Here is a 17110-nt window from a genome sequence, read left to right as displayed (position 1 = left end):
ACGATTGTCGCCTCGGTTGCGGCGCGGATGTCGTCTTCGGTGACGCCGTCGGCGGTCTCGACGATCTTCAGCCCGCCCTCGACCACGTCGAGCACCCCGAGATTGGTGATGATCCGGTCCACCACGCCGGTGCCGGTCAGCGGCAGCGTGCAGGCCTTCAGCACCTTGCTCTCGCCCGCCTTGTTCTGGTGGTCCATCACCACGATGACCCGGCCGACCCCGGCCACGAGATCCATCGCGCCGCCCATGCCCTTCACCAGCTTGCCGGGGATCATCCAGTTCGCCAGATCGCCGTTCTCGGCCACTTCCATCGCGCCCAGGATCGCCGCCGCGATCTTGCCGCCCCGGATCATCCCGAAGCTGGTCGCGCTGTCGAAATACGACGTGCGGTTCAACTCGGTGATCGTCTGCTTGCCCGCGTTGATCAGGTCGGGGTCTTCCTCGCCCTCGTAGGGGAAGGGCCCCATGCCGAGCATCCCGTTCTCGGATTGCAGTGTGATGTCCTTGTCGCCGACGTAATTGGCCACCAGCGTCGGAATGCCGATCCCGAGGTTCACGTACCAGCCGTCTTCGAGTTCCTGTGCCGCGCGCGCGGCCATCTGGTTGCGGTCCCAGGGCATCAGGCTTCCTCCCGCTTGCGCGTCGTGCGCTGTTCGATCCGTTTCTCGTGGTCGCCCTGCACGATCCGGTGCACGTAGATGCCGGGCAGGTGGATGGCGTCGGGGTCGAGCGCGCCGCGCGGCACGATTTCCTCGACCTCGGCAACGCAGACCTTGCCGCACATCGCGGCGGGCGGGTTGAAGTTGCGCGCGGTCTTGCGGAAGACGAGGTTGCCGGTGTCGTCTGCCTTCCACGCCTTCACGATGCTCAGGTCCGCGAAGATGCCGCGCTCGAGGATGAAATCCTCGCCGTCGAACTGCTTCACTTCTTTGCCCTCGGCGATCATCGTGCCGACGCCGGTCTTGGTGTAGAAGCCCGGGATGCCGCAGCCGCCCGCGCGCATGCGTTCGGCGAGCGTGCCCTGCGGATTGAATTCTAGCTCCAGCTCGCCCGACAGGTACTGGCGCATGAATTCCGCGTTCTCGCCGACATAGGACGACATCATCTTCTTGATCTGGCGGGTGGCCAGCAGCTTGCCGAGCCCGAAGTCATCGACGCCCGCGTTGTTCGAGGCGACGGTCAGGTCCTTGACGCCGCTTTCGACAATGGCGTCGATCAGAAGCTCAGGAATGCCGCAAAGACCAAAGCCCCCCGCCGCGATGAGCATCCCGTCCGACAAAAGCCCGTCAAGAGCCTCCGACGCGCTGCCGTACACCTTTTTCATGCCGCCTGTCCCTTCTCTGTCATTGCGGGCATCCGTAACCCGAGGATGCGCCGCGCTTCGGCGCATGTCGCAACCGGACGGCCCTGCCTTTGGCAGATATCGGCCGCCCGCTGCACCAGCGCCCCGTTGGATGGCGCGAGCCGATCCCGGTCGAGGCGCACGTTATCCTCGAGCCCGGTGCGGACGTGACCACCTGCGGCGATTGCCCATTCATTCAGGGTGATCTGATGGACGCCGATCCCGGCCGCACACCACGGCGTGTCGGGTCCGAACAGCCGCCGAACGGTGTGGATGTAATAATCGAACACGTCGCGGTCGACGGGCATCGCGTTCTTCACGCCCATCACGAACTGGATGTAGGGAGTGCCCGCCAACTGTCCCTTGTCAGCCATGTCCTTCGCTTTGAAGATATGGCTCAGATCGAAGGCCTCGATCTCCGGTTTCACGTCATGGGCCAGCATTTCGGCAGCCAGCCAGTCGACCAAGTCTGGCGGATTCTCGTAAACGCGGTTCGGAAAATTGTTCGACCCGACCGACAGCGAGGCCATGTCCGGGCGCAGCGGCAGCATGCCACCGCGTGTCAGACCCGCACCCGATCGGCCCCCGGTTGAGAACTGGACGATCATGCCGGGGCAATGCTGTTCAACCCCCTCTTTCAAGGCCGCGAACTTGTCGGGGTCCGAGGAAGGCGTCTGGTCGTCATTGCGTACATGGGCGTGCACGATGCTCGCGCCGGCCTCGAAGGCCTCGTGGGTGGATTCGATCTGCTCCGACACGGTGACCGGAACGGCCGGATTATTGGCCTTGGTGGGCAGACTGCCGGTGATGGCAACGCAGATGATGCAGGGCTCTGTCATGTCAATTTCCGTATTTTTTACGCCTTGCCAGGCACGCAAGGTTTCTTTCGCTCTCAGGCACGCGCGCCCTCGGTCTGGCCCTCGCGCGCGGGCTTGGCGCGGTCTTCGTCGGTGAAGAAAATCCAGGCGGACTCGGCCGGGTCGTGCTTCTTGCACCCTGGACAGGGATTGTCGGCGTTCTTGCACATGGCTCCTCCTCCCGTGCTGGCGGTCAGGCCGCCTTGGAGGCGGTATCGGGCATTTTCCCCAGCGCTTCGACGAAGAACGGCCGGAAGCCTTCGGGGTGTTCGCTCATCGGGAAATGGCCAAGCTCGTCCATCACCGTGAGCGTCGCACCCGGGATCGCGCGGGCAGTTCGCGCGGCATCCTCGGGCGTGCAGGTCAGGTCGTAGGCGCCGACGAGGATGTGGACCGGCGTCTGGCTCGTGTCGATGTCAGGCAGGCGCGCAATCAGGCTGTCATCCTGAGTGTAGAAGCTCAGATCGCCACGAAAGACACCAGGGCCGCTTTGCATGAACATCCAGAGCGTGTTCCAGCGCTCGGCATCGGGCGCGTGGGGCGAGATATTGGCCGAGACCAGCGACGCTCCCATCTCGCCGCCATGGGCGTCGGGCCGGTGAAACCAGTCGATGTCATACCAGGCGGGCTGGAAATCCGAGGCTTCGATGGCGATGAAGCCGCTGAATTTCTCCGGGTGCAGCGCCGCCAGTTGGAGCGCGATCCGTCCACCCATGGAGCAGCCCGCAAGGACAGGGCGATCCAGCCCCAGCCCCTCGATCACGGCGAGCACTGTCTCCACATAGGCTTCGGTCGTCAGCAGATATTCCTGAGCTTCGAACCCCTCGGGCGGCAGCGATTTGCCGTGCCACGGCATGTCGAAGGCGATCAGACGGTTGGACGCGGTAATTTCGGGATCGTTCATCAGGTGCCGCCACTGGCGGGTGTCGGCCCCGGCGGTATGCAGGCAAAGCACGGGGCGGCCCTGCCCCGCTTCCTCGACATAGATCCGGCGTGGGACGCCTTCGACGGTGACGGCCAGGTAACGTCCGGTGATGAGTTCAAAGGTCATGCTTCAACCTCCCTTGTCTCGCGTGCGAGGCCCAGGACCTCCTTGAAGAAGCGCAGGTTCTTGACGAGGCTGAGGATGTCGCCGTCGATCCGGCCGCGGCCGATCTTTACCAGCCCGAAGATGTCGTGAAAGCCGGGCTCGGGGCGCGGCTGCCAGAACCTGCGCAGCGCCTCGGCATCCGTGCGAAGGGCGAAGCGCCAGGGCGTCTTGCGGCTCGGTCCCGGTGCGATCGTCACCAGACGGCCCTTTTCGAAGGAAAGGTAATACTCGGCGCCGTCCACGTCGATCAGAACCGTTTCGGAGAACAGGCGCCCGATACGCAACAGGTGCGGCGTCGCGTCGAGCCTCGATTGGATTGTCTTGAAGGTGTCGATCACCTGCGCCTCCCGGTCTGTGATGTCTGGCCATGGTCGTGCCACGATACGGGATGCCCGGGCCATGCCCGCGCAGGTATGGCGCGATACTTTCGCGGCGGACCGCGATCCCGCGCCGGAAACATGCCGCGAAATCCATTGGCTGCGCCAAGGCACACAAGAACGGTATGAACCAATACCGCCCGAGGCATTCCGCAAGGACCGGATTCGGGGAATTTCAGAAAGACACGGGAGGCAAGGCCGCTTCCCGGATCAGAAAACGGACCGCCAGGAGGAGAGAACCCATGGGCATCGTCAATCAGGACAACATCACCGACGTGGTGATCGACAGTCTCGGCAAGCACGGCGAGATCACTGACCGCGAGCGCGAAATCGCGACCGGTCTGATCCGGCACATGCACGCCTTTGTCAAAGACGTGAAGCTGCAGCACAGCGAGTTCATGGCCGCCTGCGACTACCTCGCCCGCGCCGGCAAGCTCTGCAATGACAACCGCCAGGAGTTCATCCTTCTGGCCGACATCCTCGGGATCGAGGTCCTCGTAGACATGATGACCAATCCGGTCGAGGGCGCAGAGAGCGAGTCCACCGTGCTCGGTCCGTTCTACCGCGAGAACCCGCCGGTCCTGCCCAAGGGGGCCTCGACCATCCAGAAGCATTTCGACGGCGAGGAAACGGCCTATTTCGAAGGCTACATCAAGGACGAGGCAGGCAACGGCATCGCCGGTGTCACGCTCGACGTCTGGGAGGATGCTCCGAACGGCATTTACGAGAACCTTGATCCCGACCAGCCCGATTACAATCTGCGCGGCCGGTTCGAAACCGACGAGAACGGCCACTACGCCTTCGTCGCGGTTCGCCCGGTGCCCTATCCGATCCCGGACGACGAAACTGCGGGCGAACTCCTGCGCTTCATGGGCCATCATCCGAACCGTCCCGGCCACATGCACTTCATCATCGCAAAGGACGGCTACCGCCCGCTCATCAGCCAGATCTACGACGCCGACAGCGCTTGGCTGGACGAGGACAGCGTCTTCGCCGTCAAGGAAAGCCTGATCAGTCAGTTCAAGCCGGCGGCGAAGGAACTGGGCACCGACCTGCATTTCGAGTTCGACTTCGTGCTGAAGGCCGAACCCGTTGCGCAGGCCGTCGCCGCCGAGTGATCCACCAACCTCCCTGTAACCTGGCCCCCGCTCTTCGGGGGCCTTTTTTCGTTTTGCGGGATCGCCTAACGTGAAACCCGGGGGAGAAGAAAACATGAACTTCAGGCAATTGACCTACTTCATCGCGGTCGCGGAGGAGCTGCATTTCGGCCGGGCGGCCGAGCGGCTCGACATGGCGCAACCCCCGCTCAGCCGCGCGATCAAGCAGCTTGAAGAGGAACTTGGTGCGATCCTGTTCAATCGCGGGCGCAGCACCATCACGTTGACACAGGCGGGCGAGAGGTTGCTGGTGCGCGGCAACAACATCATGGCCCAGCTGGAAGACACCTGCCTCGAGGTGCGAAGGCTCGGCCAGGGGGCCGAAGGGCGGTTGCGCATCGGTTTTGTGGGATCGGCGACCTTCGGCATCTTTCCCAACATCATCCGCTCGTACCGTGCCAACCATCCCGAGGTGAATCTCAGCCTCAACCCGATGAACAACGCCGACCTGCATCGCGCCCTGGTGTCGCGAGAGTTGGACGTCGTGTTTGCCCGACCGACGCTCAAGGATGCGGAGCTCCTGTCGAAACAACTGGTCGAAGAAAAGCTGATCCTGGCCTTGCCGGACGTCATCGATACCGAGGGGCGGACGGTGGCAAGGTTGGAAAGGCTGATGACGCACAACCTGATCCTCTACCCGGAGCGTCCCAGGCCGAGCTATGCCGACTTCGTCCTCAAGGCGGTGGAGGATGCGGGGTTCAAGGCGCCCATGCGGATCTGGTGCATGGATCTACAGACGGCGCTGAGCCTTGTCGCTGTCGGCGAAGGTGTCTGCATCGTGCCGGAATCGGTGGCCAATGCCCCTCGCAAGGGCATGAAATTTCTCAGGATCGAACCAGAAATCGCCCGCACGGAACTGTCAGTGAACTATCGTCTCGATGATCAAGGCGTACACACGAGGAACTTCGTCGCCATTGCACAGAAAGTGGCGCGCAAGACGTTTTGAAACCGTCCCGCGCGCCTCATGAGCTCAGACACCCAGCCATGTATGCTGCGCGTGCTCGTCGCACTTGATCTCTTCGGCGCTGCCGGTCCACACCACCTGGCCCTTGCCCACGACCACCACGTCATCGGCCAGCGAGGTGGCGAAGCCGAAGTTCTGCTCAACGATGATCATCGACAGACCATCGGACTTCAGTTCCTGCAGCTTGTCGTGGATCATCTTGACGATGATCGGGGCCAATCCTTCGGTCGGCTCGTCGAGGATCAGCAGACGCGGGTTCATCAACAATGCTCGCGCGATGGCCAGCATCTGCTGCTCACCGCCCGACAGTTGCGTGCCGCCGTTGTTCATCCTTTCGCCCAGGCGCGGAAAAAGGTCCAGCACGCGCTCTAACGTCCAGTCCGGCGTGTCTCCGCCGAACCGCCTTTCCGTGATCTCGAGGTTCTCGCGCACGCTGAGCGATGGAAAGATGTCTCGCGTCTCGGGCACATAGGCGATGCCGCTCTTGGCCACGTCAAAGGGGCGGGCCGGGATCGGCTTGCCATCGAACATGATCTGCCCCGATTTCAGCGGCAAGAGCCCCATGATCGTCTTGAGCGTGGTGGATTTTCCCGCGCCGTTGCGGCCGAGGATAGCCAGCACCCGCCCTGCCCATGCCTCCAACGACAAGCCGTGCAAAACCTGGGTCTCTCCGTATCCGGAGGCTACTCCTGTGACTTCAAGCATCTTCCCAGCTCCCCAGATAGATTTCCTTCAGCAGTTTCGATCCACGCGCCGCTTCGGGAAGCCCGTCGAAGACCACTTCGCCGTAATTCAGCACGGTGATCGTGTCGGCAACATCGAAGGCGAGGTCCATGTCATGCTCGATGATTAGCATGGTCAGGTCTCGCGGCAGGTTGTTTAGCAGGTCGTGAAACCCCTTCGACATCTCGGGACCGACGCCGCTTGTGGGTTCGTCCATCAGCAAAACAAGCGGCCGGGTCGCCAGCGCGACGCCCACCTCCAGTTGGCGACGCATGCCATAGCTGATCTCGGAGACCCGTGCGTGGATGTGCGGCACCAGATTGACCTGCTCGGCCACCTCCCTGACGATCTCGCGCACCTCCGGTTTCGCAAGACTGTCTGACCACAGCTGCGTTGCGTGACCGGCGTGAACGGCGGCGGCCAGTCCGAGGTTCTCCTCGACTGTAAGACCGTCGAAGAGCGTGTTCTTCTGGTAGCTCCGCGACAGGCCCCGACGGGCGCGTCGCGAGACCGGCAAGGCCGTCACGTCCTCTCCGGCAAGATGCACGGACCCGCTGTCCGGGGTCAGTTCGCCCACCAGCAGGTTAAAGAGCGTCGTCTTGCCCGCGCCATTGGGGCCAAGGATCACGCGGCGTTCCCCGCGCTCCAGCTTCAGCGAGACGTCACGGGTGACGTGAACTGCGCCGAAACTCTTGTCCAGGTTGCGTGTCTCAAGCATCGTTCAGAACCTCCTCGGGCGCGGATTTGCGGGTGGCATCTGCAAGACGTCGGTCCAACCGGGCGCCCCAGCGCGCCTCGATCCAGCCGAAGATGCCATTGGCACGGCTCATCACCACGCCGATCAGCACAAGGCCGACGACAAGATGCCAGTAGGTGGTAATTGCGCTCAGCTCGTGCTTCAGCAGGACGAAGGCGGCGGCGCCCACCAGCGGGCCGACCAGCGTGCCGAGACCGCCAAGGATCACCACGACCAGCGCCTCTCCGGACACAGTCCACGCCAGCAGGCCGGGGGAGATATACATGATGTGCTGCGCGGCCAGCGCGCCTGCCAGCCCCGCAATCATGCCTGAAAGGCCGAAAACGTCCGCCTTGACCCGCCAGACGGTCAGTCCCAGTGCCCGCATCCGCTGCTCGTTGTGCATGACACCCGACAGCGACCGGCCGAGGCCGGAGCGCAGGATCAGCACCGCCGCACCATAGACCGCGCCCAGTGCCGCAAGGCAGAAAAGCGCAAAACTGCGGCTGTCGTTCAGATCGATGCCAAGAAAACCCAGATCCAGCCGGGGAATGCCCCCAAGCCCGTCGTCGCCGCCAAAGATCGGCGCCTCGAATACCCAGGAATAGGCCATCTGTCCGAAGGCCAGTGTCGCCATGATGAAATAGATGCCGTGGCTGCGCGAACAGATCGCGCCGATGATCCAGGCCGCCGCCCCGGTCAGGGCCACCGCCCCGGCCATCGCAACAAGCGGCGAGATCCCCAGCGTGACCGAAACGGTGGTGTAGGCATAGGCGCCGACCCCCATCAATGCCCCGTGGCAAAGCGAGACCATGCCACCGAAGCCGGCCACGAGGTCCAGCGCGACCACCAGCATGGCAAGGATCAGGATCTCGGTCAGGACCTCCAGCCCGAAATACGCTGCGGTGAAGGCCTGAAACAACGCCAGAGAGGTCAGAAGGGCAAGCGTGATGTAGCGAAGAGTCGAATGACGAAACATCGGTCTATCCTTTCGCCGGAAACAGCCCGACCGGCTTGATCACAAGGACTGCGGCCAGCAGGGCGTAGATGAGAATGGAAGCGAGTTGCGGCGCGAGCACCGCACCGAAGGTCTGCACGAAGCCGTAGATCATCGACCCGGCGATGGCGCCCTTGAGCGAGCCGAGGCCTCCGATCACGATGACGATCAGGGTCGGGATCAGGATTTGCAGGCCCATTTCGGGGGTCACGCTCAGCAATGGCGCGGCAACGACGCCGGCCAGACCCGCAAGCGCGCAGCCGACACAGAAGACCACGAAGAAGAGCCGCTCCACGTTGATGCCCAGGCATGCGGCCATGGCATCATTGTCGACACCGGCCCGGATCATCGCGCCGATCTGGGTACGGCCCAGAACGAAAGCGAGCGCACCGAAGATGGCAAGTCCCAGCACGATCACGAACAGGCGGTAGATCGGGTATTCGACGCCAAGGAAGGCCACGCGCCCGTCCAGCAGCGCGGGCGCATCCAGCGCCAGCGCAAGATCGCCCCAAAAGATGCGTGTCAGGTCGAGGAGCGCGAAGATCAGCCCGAAGGTCACCAGGACCTGGGCCATCGGCCCGGATCTCCGCATCCGCTTGATGAGCCCGGAATAAAGCAGAACACCCACTCCTGCGACCGCGACGGGTGCCAGGAAGAAGCCCAACCAGTAGCCGCCGACCGCGGCCAGAGAGGCGCCGAAATACGCGCCCATTGCGTAGAGCGACCCATGCGCAAGATTGACGAAGTGCATGAGCCCGAAGATCACGGTCAGTCCGATGGATAGCAGGAACAGGAGCATGGACAGCTGCAGCGCGTTCAGCGTTTGAAGGGTCCAGAAGCCGAGGTCGTGTGTCATGAGAGGTCTCCTCCGAGAGGGGCCCGGCCGCTCCTCCGCGACCGGGCGGGGGGGATCAGTTCGAGACCGGCGCCATCACGCAGCCGTTCACCGGATCCTTTTCGGCCGGAAGCTCGGCCAGCACCGTCTGGGTCAGGCCATCGGCCCCTGCCACGGTCTCGTACACGTAGATCGGCTGAACCAGGTTGTTGGTCGCCGGGTCGATCGACAACGTGCCGCGCGGTCCGTCGAAGCTGACTTTGCGCAGCGCATTCGCGAGCGAGGCGCGGTCGGTTGCGCCGGCCTTCGTCGCCTCGATCAGCGCGCGGGCGGCGTCATAGCCGTGCACTGCGTATTCCGAGGGCACGCGGCCGGTGGCGCCGGTGAACGCCTCGGCGAAGGCCTTGTTCGCCGGGTTGTCGATCGTGGGCACGTAGTGCAGCGCCGTGACGACACCCTCGGCCGCGGGACCTTCGGCATCCACGTAAAGTGCCGAGGTCAGGAAGCCCGACCCGTAAAGCGGCAGATCGGTCTTCAATCCGAAGCTGTCATACTGTTTGACAAAGGAAATCGCCTCACCCCCGGCATAGAAGACATATACCGCGTCCGCGCCGCTGGCCTTGGCCTGCGCAAGGTAGGGCCCAAAATCCTGTGTCTTCTGGAATGGCGTGAAGTCCTGCCCGACGATCTCACCGCCCGCGGCGGTGAAGCTTTGCACGAAACCGTCGATCATCTGGCGCCCGGCCGCGTAATCGGGCGCCAGGGTATAGACTTTCTGTACACCCTGTCCGTGTAGCCATGTGCCCATCGGGCGGTTCACCTGCCCATTGGAAAAGGACATGCGCGTGATGAAGGGCGAGCAGGCAGCGCCCGTAGCCTCGTCATTGCCGGCATTGGCGACGATCAGCGGCACGCCTGCGCCATGCACCATGTCGCGCACCGCACCCAGCACACCCGAGCTCACAATCCCGACCATGACGTCGACCTTGTCCTGCAGGATCAGCTTCTTGGCCTTGCCGAGAGCGACCGGCGGCTTGACCTCGGTGTCCTCGCGGACGACCTCGAAGGCGGCGCTGGTCTGATCGCCGAAGCGTTCCAGCCCAAGGTTGAAGCCCGCCTCGATGTCGTTGCCGAGCGCCGCGTAGACGCCCGAGAAGGGCAGCAGCAAGCCGACCTTGATGTCCGTCGCGGCCGCAGGCACAGAGAGACTGGTGGCGAGCCCGAGGGCCGCCAGGATTGCACGTTTCATTTTTGGATCTCCTCCAGTTGGTTGGACGGCCCCCTCCGGGCCTATCCCAGGTCGCCCCCACCGACCGGCACGGTAACGCCGGTGATGTAGGACGCGTCTTCCGATGCGAGAAACAGGATCGGGCCTGCCTGCTCGTCGAGCGTTCCGTAGCGTTTCATCAGCGAGGACTGGATCGTCTGGTCGACGATGGTCTTGTACCAGTCCTCGCGTTGCTCCTCTGCCGCGTTGGGGTTGCGGGGCACGATGCGCGGCGGCGCCTCGGTGCCGCCCGGCGCGGTGGCCACGACGCGGATGCCGCGTTCGGCGACTTCCCAGGCGAGGCTCGCGGTCAGCGCGTTCACCCCACCCTTGGCCGCCGCGTAGGGCACGCGGTTCAGCCCGCGCGTGGCGATGGACGAGACATTGACGATCACGCCGTTTTCATGCGGCAGCATGTGGTCCAGCGCGGCACGGCAACAGTAGAGCGTCGGGAACAGCGAACGGCGCAGCTCGGCATCGATCTGCCTTGCCTCGTAATGCTCAAAGGGTTTTGCCCAGATCGTGCCGCCGACGTTGTTGATCAGGATGTCGATGCGGCCCCAAAGTTCGATGGCCTTCTGCATGGCCTTCTTGCACCCCCCCCACGTCTCGAGGTTGACCGAGATAGCCTCGGCCTTGCCGCCCGCGTCTCGGATCGCCTTGACGGCGTCCTTTCGCGCGGGCGAGCGGTCGACGACCAGCACGCTTGCGCCCTCGGCAGCGGCGCGTTCCGCGACGCGGCGGCCGATGCCCTGGGCCGCGCCGGTCACGACCATGACCTTGTCGTCGAAGCGGCGGGTCATGCCGCGACCGCCCCGGTTTCGGTCGGGTTGAACTTTTCGAAGTGGAAGCTGACAGGCTCGACCCCGAGCTTGCCGAAATGCGCGCGCACCGCGTCCACCATCGGCGGCGGACCGCAAAGGTAGACATCGCAATCGCCGCCGTGGAGGTCCTCCGCGGTCAGGTGATCGGTTACGAAACCGGTGCGTGCGTGCGCCCCCTCAGCCAAAACGGTAACGACCGTGACATTGCCGATGCGGTCGGCCAGAGCCGTCACGCGCTCCAGTTCCACCAGGTCGGCTGCGCGGGTCACGGCATAGTAAAGCGTGATAGGGTGTTCGCTGGGCTTATGCGCCATCTGCTCGAACATCGACAGGAACGGCGCAAGGCCCGTGCCTCCGGCCAGCCAGAGCTGTGCACGCTCGACAGGCCGAAGGTAGAAGGTTCCCATCGGGCCGGTCAGCGTGACCGCGTCGCCCGGCGCGGCGCGTCCGCCCAGGTAGCCGCTCATCACGCCGCCGGGCAGGTTGCGGATCAGAAAGGTCGCTTCCTCCGCGCCCGTCGCGGAGGAGAATGAATAGGACCGGTGCACATCGGTGCCCGGAACGGTGACATTCACGTATTGTCCCGGCAAGAACCCCACAGGCTTGGCCAGTTTTACGCGCAGGCCGAAGGCTGTCTCGGACAGCCGATCGACGCCCAGAACCTCGCCTTCGACGCTCTCGGGCGCGGTCTTGCAAACGGCCGACGAGGCGGGGACGCGCAAAACGCAATCGCTTTCCGGGATCATCTGGCAAGTGAGGACAAAGCCCTGTTCGGCCTCCTCCTCGCTCATCGACTCGTCCATGTAGAATTCAAGCTCGTACTCGCCCTTCTCGGCGAAGCACTTGCAGGTCCCGCAGACGCCATCGCGGCAATCCATCGGAAGGTTGATCTTCTGGCGGAAGGCGGCATCCGTCACCTTCTCGTCGTCATCGCACTGGATGACGCGGGTGACACCGTCCTCGAAGTTCAGGGCAACGTTGTAGCTCGTCATGGCATGCTCCTCCCTTGTCCGCGCGCCGGCCATGCGGCGCGCGGGGATATGGCTCCGGTCCGGCGGGACGGGATCAGATGTGGTAGATGTCGATCACGTGATGGATGTGATCGTTCTTGAGGATCACCTTCTTGTCGGTGATCAGCGGACGCGGTCCGGAGGTATCGATCGTGTAGAACGAGGTACCCCAGTGCTGATCCGTCTTGGCGTAGCGATAGCTCAGCGTGTGCCAGTTGAACCGCAGCCGGATCTCGCTGCCGTCGCGGGCCAGGACTTCGATGCCCGAGATATAGTGGTTCGTACGCGGTTCGGGCAGCGATGTCGCCGAGGACCGGTCGGTCTTGATCCGGAACACCCGGTCCTCGATCCCCTGCTTGTTGGGGTAATACATGAGCGACATCTCGTTGGCCGGATCTTCGGTCAGAGTGTCGAAGTCATCCCAGGCCGGCATCCAGAACGGACAGTCCTTGTGATAGAAGCCCAGCCAGGTGTCCCATTCGCGGTCGTCCAGCGCGCGGGCCTCGGCATGGAGGAAGGCCTGGATCTCCTTGAAACCCATCGTGGTGTCGGCGGGGCGTTCAAGCGTTGCGGTGCTCATGGTCTTTCCTCCTCATTCGGCCGCGACGGGGGCCGCGGGCGCGGTTTCACGCTCCCTGGCGATGGCCTGGCCCATGCGCTGGGACCAATTGCTGTGCTGAATGACGAAGAGGCCCTCGTCCTCGGTGCGGGCGCCCGACAGAACCGGGGCGATGCCCAGGGCCTTGGCGTCCTCGTCCGGCCCTTCGATCCACTGGGTCGCGCCGCGGGTCAGGTCGTTCCACTTCGCGTGGGCGGCGCCGGCGTAGCCACGCTGCGTCGCCCGGAACTCTTCGGTGTCGTCCGGCGTCGCCATGCCGGAGGCGTTGAAGAAATCCTCGTACTGGCGGATGCGGCGGGTGCGGGCCTCCTGGCTCTCGCCCCTGGGCGCGATGCAGTAGATCGTCACCTCGGTCTGATCGACACTGATGGGGCGGAACACCCGGATCTGGCTGGAGAACTGATCCATCAGGAAGACGTTCGGATAAAGGCAAAGGTTGCGCAGAACGCCCACCATCCACTCTGCCTTGGTCTTGCCGTACCGCTCGGTCCACTCTTCCAGGCGCGGATAGCCCGGGCGGTTCGTCGCATCGGCCCATTGCGTCCAGAGCAGGATGTGCCCGTTCTCGTAGGCATGAAAGCCGCCGCGCTGCTTGGCCCATTTCGAGGCGTCGGTCGCCTTGATGTTGTCTTCCTTGCCGTCTTCGGTGCGGTGCGCGGTGGTCGCCACATAGTTCCAGTGCACGGCCGATACGTGGTAGCCATCGGCGCCGTTCTCGGCCTGAAGCTTCCAGTTGCCGTCATAGGTGTAAGTGGACGAACCGCGCAGAACCTCCAGTCCCTCGTCGGCCTGATCGACGATCATGTCGATCATTTTGCGCGCTTCGCCGAGGTAGTCCTGAAGGGACTGCACGTCTGCGTTTAGCGATCCGAAGAGGAAGCCGCGGTAGTTCTCGAAGCGGGCGACCCTGGTCAGGTCGTGGCTGCCGTCGGAGTTGAACTGCTCGGGATATCCGGCACCCTTGGGGTCCTTGACCTTGAGCAGCTTGCCGGTGTTCGAGAAGGTCCACCCATGGAACGGGCAGGTAAAGGTCTTCTGGTTGCGGCGCTTGAAGCGGCAGAGCTGCGCCCCCCGGTGCGAACAGGCATTGACCAGCGCGTGCAGCGCTCCGTCCTTGTCGCGGGTGATGACAACCGGCGTGCGGCCCATGGTGAGGGTGAAATAATCGCCGGGGTTCGGGATCTGGCTTTCATGGGCCATGTAGATCCAGTTTCCTTCGAAGATGTGCTTGATCTCGAGCTCGAACAGCTCCTCGTCGGTGAAGATATCCCGGCGGCAGCGGAATATGCCGTTTTCGGGATCTTCCTGGATTGCTCCGGCGAGGCGTGCCTCGAACCCGTCGAGATTGGCTTGCGTGAACATGTCTGTACTCCTCCTGGCGTCCCGGCCTGTCGCGCGGCCGGGCGGGTTCACTGGGTGCCGCCGGTCACTCCCCGGCGACGGCTTTCAGGGTCCTTCCACCGTCGCGGCGGAAAAATCTGATCTTGTCGGGGTCGAGCGTGGCGCCGATGCCGGGGCCTTTCGGGATTTCGACGCAGAAGTCCCGATAGGCGATAGGTTCGGCGAGGATCTCGTCGGTCAGGAGCAGCGGGCCGAAGAACTCCGTTCCCCAGTCCAGCCGTTCGACCGTTGCGAAAAGCTGCAGCGCGGCAGCAGTGCCAAGGCCGGTTTCCAGCATCGTGCCGCCATAAAGGCTAAAGCCCGCGGCCTGCCCGATAGCGATGACCTCGGCCGCCTTCTTCAACCCGCCGGACTGCGCGACCTTGACCGCAAAGACATCCGCCGCCCGGGCCTTGGCCACCTCAAGCGCATCCTCGGGGCCGTTCAAGGCCTCGTCGGCCATCACGGCAATCTCGTAGCCCGCGGTCAGTTCGGCCATGGCGCGGCGGTAGCGCGCCGGCAGCGGCTGTTCGACCAACTCGCAACCCGCATCCTGCAATCCGCGCAGGCCCCAGCGGGCGTCCTGCAACGACCAGGCGGTGTTGACATCGACCCGCACGCTGGCGGCGGCGCCCACGGCCTGCTTGATGCGGGCGACATGAGCCACATCCTCGGCCACGGACCGTTTGCCGATCTTCAGCTTGAAGATGTTGTGGCGGCGCATCTCGATCATCTCCAAGGCCTCGGCGATATCGGTCTCGGAATTGCCCGAAGCGAGGGTCCAGGCCACTGGCAGCCGCTCGTGTACCGCGCCGCCGAAGAGCTGCGCCACCGGCACACCGAGCCGCTTGCCAAGTCCATCCCACAGCGCGATCTCCACAGCCGCCTTGGCGATGCGGTTGCCCTTCACCAGCCGGTCGATATGCTGGATCGCACCGTTGACATCGTCGCCGTTCCACCCCGTCAAAGCGGGCGTGACATAGGTGTCGATGGCGGACCGGATGCTTTCGGGGCTTTCGGCGCCGTAGCTGAGGCCGCCGATGGTCGTCCCTTCGCCAATCCCGACGGAGCCGTCCGAGAACCGGATCGTGACCAGAACGGCGGACTGGGCCCGCATCGTGGCCATGGACAGCACGTGTCCCCGGATGGTCGGGATATCGAGGATCAGGGTCTCGATCTGGTCGATCTTGGTCACGGGCATTCACCGGAGTTCGCGTTTCGTTGAGCGTCAAACTGCCCGCGAAAGCCGGATTCTGTCGATGATGGGCCGGGTCTTGGGTGATACCCTGCGCGACTGGCGGTAGCGCAGTAGCGGCTATCGTTGCGCACGAAGGGCAATGGGTGCCGCCGATGACGACCCCCGACACGCGCGGAAACAGCAAATGCTCGTGTCGGATCTCTCCCCTGATGCCCACGCCCCGTGCGATGGCTCGCACCGCCACGGCGGCCGCAACGGAAAGATCCTGCAACCCGACGCCGGGTTCATCAAGGAGCTTGATCTGGTCTTCGCTCGTCCGGCCGCAACATGTGCAGCAGTGCCCCCGGACGTGGTGTAGGAGGAGGCCGCGCGCGGAGCCTCCGGCGNAGCGCAGCGCGCGGCCGGCGGTGACGCTGGCGGCCATCGCCGGTCTTCGGAGAAGGTTCGGGTTGCGAAACCTGGAACCGAACCGGAGACGACGATGACCGACGATAGAATGACCCTGATGGAGCTGGTGGAGAAGTCCGCCGACGAGGATCTCGTCCGCGACATGCTCGCCTATGCCGCCGAGCGGCTGATGGAGATGGAGGTCGAGGCTGCGACGGGCGCGCCAAAAGGAACGCGCACACCGGCGCGCACCACGCAGCGCAATGGATACCGCGAGAGAGGCTGGGAGACCCGCGCCGGCCGGATCGACCTGGCGATCCCGAAGCTGCGCAAGGGCAGCTACTTCCCGAGCTTTCTCGAACCGCGCAGGACGGCGGAGAAGGCCCTCGTGGCCGTCATCCAGGAAGCCTATGTGCACGGCGTCTCGACGCGCGCCGTGGACGATCTGGTGCGTGCCATGGGCGGGAGTGGCGTGTCTAAGAGCCAGGTGAGTCGGCTCTGCGCCGAGATCGACGAGCGCGTGCTGGCATTCCTCACCCGGCCTCTCGAGGGCGCCTGGCCCTATCTCTGGCTCGATGCAACCTACATCCGGGTGCGCGAGAACGGCCGGATCATCAGCCGTGCCGTAATAATCGCGGTGGCGGTCAACGGGGACGGCCGACGCGAGGTGCTCGGCGTCGCCACCGGCCCCTCCGAGGCGGAGACGTTCTGGACTGGCTTCCTGCGCTCTCTCGCCGATCGCGGCCTGCGCGGCGTGAAGCTCGTCGTGGCCGACGATCACAAGGGGCTCAGGGCCGCAGCCCGCCGAGTGTTCGATGCGACCCACCAACGGTGTCGCGTGCACTGGCTCAGAAACGCGCTCGCCCATGCCCCGGCCAAGAGCCGCACCGCCGTGGCCGCAATGCTCAAGACGATCTTCGCCCAGGAGACCAAGGCCGAGGCGGAGACCCAGTGGGACGCCATCGCCGACGCCCTCCGTGAGAAGAATGACCGGCTCGGCGCCATGATGGACGCCTCCCGCGACGACGTGCTCGCCTACATGGACTTCCCCAGGGAGCACTGGGCGCAGATCAGCTCGACCAACCCGCTTGAGCGCGTCAACAAGGAGATCAAGCGCCGTTCCAATGTCGTCGGGATCTTTCCGAACGACGCGGCCATCATCCGTCTGGTCGGCGCGCTGATGATCGAAACCAACGACGAGTGGGCCGTCGCGCGCCGTTACATGGGGCTGGAGTCGCTGGCCCGCATCACCGATACTCACAACGTCAGACTGCCCGCCGTGGCGACCTGACCAACTCGAGCCTCTCCGAAGGCCGGCCCTCTTACACCACGCCGCGGGGCACTACC

General features: G+C 64.2%; 19 protein-coding genes. 3 read left to right on the top strand and 16 right to left on the bottom strand.

Going from position 1 to position 17110, the window contains the following annotated elements; translation table 11 throughout:
- From DKT77_RS18015 to DKT77_RS17995, 6 genes are all read right to left on the bottom strand, one after another.
- On the bottom strand, positions 1-620 hold a 620-nt coding region (locus DKT77_RS18015; protein ID WP_109810526.1), incomplete at its 3' end, for a CoA transferase subunit B.
- The gene (locus tag DKT77_RS18010; protein WP_109810527.1) at positions 620-1324 is read right to left on the bottom strand and encodes a CoA transferase subunit A; all 705 of its coding nucleotides are present in this window, start codon (positions 1322-1324) and stop codon (positions 620-622) included. The genes DKT77_RS18010 and DKT77_RS18015, both read right to left, overlap by 1 nt.
- A complete protein-coding gene (locus tag DKT77_RS18005; protein WP_109813051.1) occupies positions 1321-2181 on the bottom strand; it encodes a 3-oxoadipate:acetyl-CoA acetyltransferase in 861 nt (286 codons plus the stop codon). Before DKT77_RS18005 ends, DKT77_RS18010 begins: the two co-directional genes overlap by 4 nt.
- 53 nt (positions 2182-2234) lie before the next feature.
- On the bottom strand, positions 2235-2369 hold the full coding sequence (locus DKT77_RS21395; RefSeq protein WP_274520103.1) for a hypothetical protein: 135 nt from the start codon (positions 2367-2369) through the stop codon (positions 2235-2237).
- Positions 2370-2392: 23 nt separating this feature from the next.
- On the bottom strand, positions 2393-3250 hold the full coding sequence (locus DKT77_RS18000) for an alpha/beta fold hydrolase (RefSeq protein ID WP_109813050.1): 858 nt from the start codon (positions 3248-3250) through the stop codon (positions 2393-2395).
- The gene (locus tag DKT77_RS17995) at positions 3247-3627 is read right to left on the bottom strand and encodes a hypothetical protein (protein ID WP_109813049.1); all 381 of its coding nucleotides are present in this window, start codon (positions 3625-3627) and stop codon (positions 3247-3249) included. Before DKT77_RS17995 ends, DKT77_RS18000 begins: the two co-directional genes overlap by 4 nt.
- A gap of 281 nt (positions 3628-3908) precedes the next feature.
- Here DKT77_RS17995 and DKT77_RS17990 point away from each other — a divergent pair, with 281 nt between their 5' ends.
- Positions 3909-4784, top strand: coding sequence for a dioxygenase family protein (locus DKT77_RS17990; protein WP_109813048.1), 876 nt, complete (start codon positions 3909-3911; stop codon positions 4782-4784).
- A gap of 109 nt (positions 4785-4893) precedes the next feature.
- Entirely contained in the window at positions 4894-5769 is an 876-nt protein-coding gene (locus DKT77_RS17985; protein WP_238547995.1) for a LysR family transcriptional regulator, read from the top strand.
- 24 nt (positions 5770-5793) lie between these two features.
- Here the strand turns inward: DKT77_RS17985 and DKT77_RS17980 are convergent, their stop codons facing one another.
- From DKT77_RS17980 to DKT77_RS17935, 10 genes are all read right to left on the bottom strand, one after another.
- A complete protein-coding gene (locus DKT77_RS17980) occupies positions 5794-6492 on the bottom strand; it encodes an ABC transporter ATP-binding protein (RefSeq protein WP_109813046.1) in 699 nt (232 codons plus the stop codon).
- A complete protein-coding gene (locus tag DKT77_RS17975) occupies positions 6485-7228 on the bottom strand; it encodes an ABC transporter ATP-binding protein (RefSeq protein ID WP_109813045.1) in 744 nt (247 codons plus the stop codon). The genes DKT77_RS17980 and DKT77_RS17975 overlap by 8 nt, the downstream gene beginning before the upstream one ends.
- Positions 7221-8225: a branched-chain amino acid ABC transporter permease gene (locus DKT77_RS17970; protein WP_109813044.1), complete on the bottom strand. Its 1005-nt coding sequence runs from the start codon at positions 8223-8225 to the stop codon at positions 7221-7223. Before DKT77_RS17970 ends, DKT77_RS17975 begins: the two co-directional genes overlap by 8 nt.
- 4 nt (positions 8226-8229) lie before the next feature.
- Complete coding sequence (locus tag DKT77_RS17965) at positions 8230-9099, bottom strand: branched-chain amino acid ABC transporter permease (RefSeq protein ID WP_109813043.1); 870 nt, start codon at positions 9097-9099, stop codon at positions 8230-8232.
- A gap of 55 nt (positions 9100-9154) precedes the next feature.
- Positions 9155-10327 carry an ABC transporter substrate-binding protein gene (locus tag DKT77_RS17960; RefSeq protein ID WP_109813042.1) on the bottom strand — a complete coding sequence of 391 codons (1173 nt, stop codon included), beginning with the start codon at positions 10325-10327 and terminating at the stop codon, positions 9155-9157.
- Positions 10328-10368: 41 nt separating this feature from the next.
- Entirely contained in the window at positions 10369-11148 is a 780-nt protein-coding gene (gene benD / locus DKT77_RS17955; RefSeq protein WP_109813041.1) for a benzoate diol dehydrogenase BenD, read from the bottom strand.
- Positions 11145-12161: a benzoate 1,2-dioxygenase electron transfer component BenC gene (gene benC / locus DKT77_RS17950; RefSeq protein ID WP_109813040.1), complete on the bottom strand. Its 1017-nt coding sequence runs from the start codon at positions 12159-12161 to the stop codon at positions 11145-11147. The genes benD and benC overlap by 4 nt, the downstream gene beginning before the upstream one ends.
- A gap of 73 nt (positions 12162-12234) precedes the next feature.
- Complete coding sequence (gene benB / locus DKT77_RS17945) at positions 12235-12759, bottom strand: benzoate 1,2-dioxygenase small subunit (protein WP_109813039.1); 525 nt, start codon at positions 12757-12759, stop codon at positions 12235-12237.
- Positions 12760-12771: 12 nt separating this feature from the next.
- Positions 12772-14160, bottom strand: coding sequence for a benzoate 1,2-dioxygenase large subunit (benA, locus tag DKT77_RS17940; RefSeq protein WP_109813038.1), 1389 nt, complete (start codon positions 14158-14160; stop codon positions 12772-12774).
- Between the two features lie 64 nt (positions 14161-14224).
- Positions 14225-15379, bottom strand: coding sequence for a muconate/chloromuconate family cycloisomerase (locus tag DKT77_RS17935; RefSeq protein WP_109813037.1), 1155 nt, complete (start codon positions 15377-15379; stop codon positions 14225-14227).
- A gap of 478 nt (positions 15380-15857) precedes the next feature.
- On the opposite strand from DKT77_RS17935, the gene DKT77_RS17925 reads away from it, so the two are divergent.
- Positions 15858-17054 carry an IS256 family transposase gene (locus DKT77_RS17925; RefSeq protein ID WP_109809696.1) on the top strand — a complete coding sequence of 399 codons (1197 nt, stop codon included), beginning with the start codon at positions 15858-15860 and terminating at the stop codon, positions 17052-17054.
- The last annotated feature ends 56 nt before the right edge of the window (positions 17055-17110 follow it).

Origin of the sequence: Meridianimarinicoccus roseus, assembly GCF_003172915.1 — a bacterium.
GTDB classification, from domain to species: domain Bacteria; phylum Pseudomonadota; class Alphaproteobacteria; order Rhodobacterales; family Rhodobacteraceae; genus Meridianimarinicoccus; species Meridianimarinicoccus roseus.
The sequence above is the reverse complement of the archived record's forward strand: the minus strand, read 5'-3'. Positions and strand labels throughout refer to the sequence as shown.